Source organism: Rubidibacter lacunae KORDI 51-2 (assembly GCF_000473895.1).
In the GTDB taxonomy this organism is placed as follows: Bacteria; Cyanobacteriota; Cyanobacteriia; order Cyanobacteriales; family Rubidibacteraceae; genus Rubidibacter; species Rubidibacter lacunae.
Map to the genome: position 1 here is coordinate 1 of NZ_ASSJ01000065.1, position 5,055 is coordinate 5,055.

Sequence of the window (5,055 nt, forward strand, 5' to 3'; positions counted from 1 at the left end):
GGCGGTAGCGGCGACGACCGCCTCTACGGTCAGGACGACTTCGACTTCCTGGATGGCGACGACGGCGACGACTTCCTGTACGGTCATGATGGCAACGACATCCTGGACGGCGGCAACGGCGACGACCGACTATCCGGCGGGACCGGCAACGACCGCCTAGAGGGCGGCAACGGCAACGACTTCCTGTACGGCGGGAACGGCATCGACAGACTTTACGGCGAGGACGGCGACGACCGCCTCGAAGGCGGGGACGGCAACGACTTCTTCTCCGGTGGGAACGGCAACGACCACCTCTACGGTGAGATCGGCAACGACTCCCTGTTCGGCGAGAACGGCGACGACGTCCTGTCCGGCGGGAACGGCGACGACCGCCTCTACGGTGGGGACGGCAACGACTCCCTGTTCGGCTGGCACGGCAACGACTTCCTGTCCGGCGGGAACGGCGATGACTCCCTAAACGGCGAGAGCGGCAACGACCGCCTCTACGGCGGTCAGGGCACCGATGTGCTGAGTGGCGGTGCCGGGGACGATACGCTGGTCGGCTTCGGTTACAGTATTTCCGAGCACGACACGCTCACGGGCGGCGCTGGCAGCGATACATTCGTTCTGGGCGATCTCGGCAGCGTGTTTTACCTCGGGTCCGGTCGGGCCCGAATCACTGACTTTGACATCGAAGACACGATCCAAATCTTCGGCAATCTCAGCGATTACAGCCTCGACCAAAGCGTAAATTTCGGGGGTGCTTCAGCTCTAGACACGGCGATTTTCCGGGGCAGCGACTTGATTGGGGTTGTGGAAGATACGACGGCACTTGCCCTATCGGCTGATTACTTTACGACGGTGTAACCGGGCCGAGATTGCTGCCCATCTCGGCGCTGTCTCAGCTTCGCATCGAGCCTCCGACCTTGAAGTCGGAGGCTTTTTCCTGCGCTCGGGGATTGTGCACCCAGCTGAGGGATTGTCAATTTAATGGCGTGATTCAAAAGCGACCCTGTTTGGCAATACAGCAACCAATACATGCCAGCGATCGGAAGTCGAAAGACCGAGCGCTAAGCTACAGAAGTTTGCAAGTTTTTCTGAAGACGCCACGACCGCGTCGAAGCCGATGGCAAACCCTCCAACCTCGGGCGATCGCAAGCTGCAATGGATTTATCTCAAGCTCTCGGCGCTGGCCGTGATTTGGGGTGGCACCTTCGTTGCCGGCCGCGCGGTTGTGCAGACGATCGCTCCCTTTTCGGTTGCATTTTGCCGCTACGCGATCGCGACCTTGTGTTTGGCGATGCTGGTGGTGCGCGTTGAGGGTCGGGTGCCGCCGCTGCCCCGTCGGGCGGTGCTGCCAGTCGTTGTCTTAGGACTGACGGGTGTTTTCGGCTACAACCTGCTTTTTTTTGCCGGGCTGGAGCGGGTGCCAGCTAGCCGTGCGGCGTTAATCGTCACAACCAATCCGATCTTTATCGCGATCGCGGCGGCAATTCTTTTCAAAGATAAACTGATACCGCTGCAGGCGATCGGCGCGATCGCGGCCCTCTTGGGAGCGGGAATCGTCATTGCCCAAGGCAACCCACTGACACTATTCGCCCGGGGCGTCGATGTCGGCGATGCTTATCTGTTCGGCTGCTTGGCAACCTGGGTTGTTTACACGCTGGTTGGGAAGTACGTCTTGCAATTTCTGTCGCCGCTGGTGGCCACAACTTATGCTTGCGCAATCGGCACGCCACTGCTGTTCTTCGCTTCCTTGGGCGATCGCTTCTGGCAGGATTGGCAAACCATTCCGGTGTCGGCTTGGTTGGGCGTGGCATACTTGGGCGTGCTCGGGACGGTGGCAGCTTTCGTCTGGTACTACGAGGGACTGCAAGCGATCGGGCCGGCGCGGGCGGCTGTCTTTATCAACTTGGTTCCCGTGTCGGCAGTGCTCCTGGCAGCGGTAGTGCTGGGCGAACCCCTAACACCTTCACTCTTGAGCGGCGGCGTGCTGGTGGCGTGCGGAGTGTCACTAGTGAATCGATGCTAGCTACCTCAGTTGCTATTGCGAGCTAGGTTTGAAGCCCGTTTACTTAAGGGACATCGGAAAATAAGGAGCGACTTCGAGGAAGGAGCGTTGAGAGAAGGGGTTCGGATCTGACTTTGCTCGCTAAGTCTACAAAAAGCGCACAGCAAGTGTTTCAAGCCTTTTATCGATTTCCAAGAAGCTGAGGCTGTTGAGATCGCACAACGGGATAATAAGGCTGTCGAGCACCCTGAAGACCTGCCGATTTTACTCGCCAAAAGATAACGGGAAAAGTCAGGTACGAAAGCAATCTATCCAGTGCGTGAACCGGAGCAACGAATCTGGAGGAACTGAAATCAACGCGTAGCGTGCCTGCCCGTATACGCTATACATTAGGCAGCCCAGGCAAGGTAAGAAGGGAAGATGAAGCCTTTTACAGATCCCCAAGTCCACGCGGTGTACGATGGATATCCCCAGGAAATTCGCAACAAGCTTCTTTCCCTTCGCGAGCTGATCTTCGAGGTCGCGGCTTCCCTGGAAGGAGTCGGCGACCTCGAAGAGGCTTTGAAATGGGGTGAGCCGGCGTACTTGACATCCCAAACGAAGAGTGGAACCACGATTCGACTTACTTGGAAACCGTCAGAGCCCAATTCCTACGCAATGCTCTTCCACTGCCAGACCAACTTGGTCGCTACGTTTCGCGAGAGGTATCCCGAAGACCTCGAATTCCAGGGGAATCGAGCCATCGTATTTCAACGTGACTCGGCTGTTCCAGTTGACAAGCTTTCAGAATGCGTTGCTTCTGCACTGCTGTATCACCAAAACAAGAATCTCGACAGATTTAGGTAAGAAGCTTTGAATGGGCAATCCGCCTAACAAAACATTGCAGTAGACCAAATCGTGCGCTTCGCGCACAGTTGGGTCGCTGAATTTCAACCGATAGTCGCAAGAAAATCTACAAAATTTGAGGGAAAACTGATGGTAACCGAGATGATCGCTGCAATTTACGTTGACGATCTAACTGCATCTAGGAATTTTTATCGCGAGCTATTAGGTTTACAACCGATTTTTGAAGCAGAGTGGATTTGCCAGCTTTCATCTCCTTCAAACGAATCGCTCAAGTTAATACTTCAACCACGCGAACATGAATTGATTCCAAAAGCTTTTCAAGAACGGCCTAAGGGAACTAGTATTGCGTTCATAGTACCAGATAGCGATGAGATTTATCAGAGAGCTGTCGCTATGGGCTTGGAAATTATCCAAGAGCCACGTAATGAGGAGTACGGTCGACGTCGATTCCTTACCGTCGATCCGGATAGACTACTTGTGGATGTTAGTTCCGACTGTGAGCCTTCACCGGATTTTGTTGCCAAGTACATGAACTTTGAGGAGTGAGTGTGACTCGCCACTGATGCCGATCAAGGCGATGAAGCGGATGCTTGATTTTGTCGTTCTTTTACTTGCATTACAGTTGGTCAGATTCAAGCGCGGCTTAACTTAGTGTTAGGTTTCTGCTCATTCTCTATTATCATCGCCTTGATTGAAGAGTTGTTTCAGAAGCCAGCTCATTTGTATGCGATCGGTTATGCTTTTGACAAGCAAGCCATCACTAACCCTAGGTTGGGGCATGAGCCAAGAGCGGCTCAAAATCTACAATCTCTCTTCTACCTGCTGCGGCTTGCCTCCTGGACATTATCTGAACGTTAACTAGTAATAATCGTTCATTAAAGAGCAGGCCGATGCTAAGATCGATTGCAGTAATGCTCATCCTTGCAGTGCTGCCCGGATGCGGTATCTCTAGAAGTATAGACAATGCTGTAGCCGTTCTCGATCGTGGGATCGAGGACATTTCCACTGAGTCTGCTAATTGGCAGACAATTCTTCAACGCGTTGCCTCAGAGTTGCCGGACGACATTTCTGAAGTCATACGCAATGATGCACAGAATCTTGCGACACGAAGCATTGCGACCGCGGGAGTCGAATTCAGGTGCAATGTTGACTTTCTGGCAGGGCGTGCGAAAGCCTCATTGCAGCGACTAAAAGCCAAGCTTAGAGGTAAAAATCCACCGATCTTGCCACCTGCGTTTTGTCAGGTGTCGCCCGACGCAGTTGACCTTAACGCTGACGCGGAAAGCTGGGCAAAGATCGCTGTCTACGGATACGATTTGGACCATTCCGACACATCAGGAAAACCACTCACATTCTTTTTAATTGATTCATCGGGAGCTCAGCAGCCAATCCCCGAAGATAGAATTGGGCGGACAACGCACTACCAAGTCACGCTGAATCTCGGTGGCATGGCAAAGAACCTGCACGTAAAAGGTGTATCCAAAATCGTTGCTTCCTGGAACGAATCTACGAACAAGCTGCCTCAAGTGATTGTCCTACCTTGGCAGCCAGAACGGCGTTCCGAACGTGTCAATGTTGGACGAACGGATCTCATACCGAAAAAAGTCGGTCGTGGCGACGCCGATTTCAATACGCACGATGACGAACACATGAGCGTTGTCGTGCGCGGAGTGTTCGAAATTCGTGAATTTGACATTTTATCTAGGGTTTTCATGCATGCAAAGGAAGAACGGCATGACTGGACTGAAGTCCGCGAATGGAGCCTTCCGGCAGCAGTCTACAAAGCACCAAAAGGCTGGAAGATCGTTGAGGTAAGACCTCGCGCTAATTCGCGCCACACTGCAAACATCACCACGCACGATGCTCAATCATATTCGCGTCCAGCCGGTGAAATAGTCAGCACTTTCCAAGTCTGGGGCGATCGCAACGGGGACGAAGCCGGGACTTGGACCCGTGTAAGAGTTCATTGGCGCGCGATTGAGATCGATTTGGAACAAACCACACCCGAATGGGCCCATTGACGATCGTCCCATAACTGCGGATTGCATCTGAGCGGCAGTTCCCCAGCAGATGAAATTTATTAGCTTTTAGACGGGAAGCCCCGCGCTCTACCCGCTAGGGTGAGCGCCGGGATGAGAGTCGCGGGTGCTGACGGGGCTCGATGCCCCAGAAGCACCCATCTCCGGGGTGTCCTGCTGCTCAATATACCGCCTCAACAT

Annotated in this window: 5 protein-coding genes; all 5 read left to right on the plus strand. The window is 53.8% G+C overall.

The window, feature by feature from the left end:
* Positions 1 to 846, plus strand: an 846-nt coding sequence (locus KR51_RS20985; protein ID WP_022607893.1) for a calcium-binding protein, incomplete at its 5' end; no start/stop codon positions are given.
* A 259-nt stretch (positions 847 to 1,105) separates the two neighbouring features.
* The gene (locus KR51_RS11450) at positions 1,106 to 2,011 is read left to right on the plus strand and encodes a DMT family transporter (RefSeq protein ID WP_022607894.1); all 906 of its coding nucleotides are present in this window, start codon (positions 1,106 to 1,108) and stop codon (positions 2,009 to 2,011) included.
* A gap of 399 nt (positions 2,012 to 2,410) precedes the next feature.
* The gene (locus KR51_RS21305) at positions 2,411 to 2,836 is read left to right on the plus strand and encodes a DUF1801 domain-containing protein (RefSeq protein WP_022607895.1); all 426 of its coding nucleotides are present in this window, start codon (positions 2,411 to 2,413) and stop codon (positions 2,834 to 2,836) included.
* A 129-nt stretch (positions 2,837 to 2,965) separates the two neighbouring features.
* A complete protein-coding gene (locus tag KR51_RS11460; RefSeq protein WP_022607896.1) occupies positions 2,966 to 3,382 on the plus strand; it encodes a VOC family protein in 417 nt (138 codons plus the stop codon).
* A 344-nt stretch (positions 3,383 to 3,726) separates the two neighbouring features.
* Complete coding sequence (locus tag KR51_RS11465) at positions 3,727 to 4,857, plus strand: hypothetical protein (protein ID WP_022607897.1); 1,131 nt, start codon at positions 3,727 to 3,729, stop codon at positions 4,855 to 4,857.
* Positions 4,858 to 5,055 lie beyond the last annotated feature (198 nt).

Coding starts and splice junctions, on each gene's coding strand:
- KR51_RS11450 (WP_022607894.1), top strand. CDS start 1,106: ATGGCAAACCCTCCAACCTCGGGCGATCGCAAGCTGCAATGGATTTAT.
- KR51_RS21305 (WP_022607895.1), top strand. CDS start 2,411: ATGAAGCCTTTTACAGATCCCCAAGTCCACGCGGTGTACGATGGATAT.
- KR51_RS11465 (WP_022607897.1), top strand. CDS start 3,727: ATGCTAAGATCGATTGCAGTAATGCTCATCCTTGCAGTGCTGCCCGGA.
- KR51_RS11460 (WP_022607896.1), top strand. CDS start 2,966: ATGGTAACCGAGATGATCGCTGCAATTTACGTTGACGATCTAACTGCA.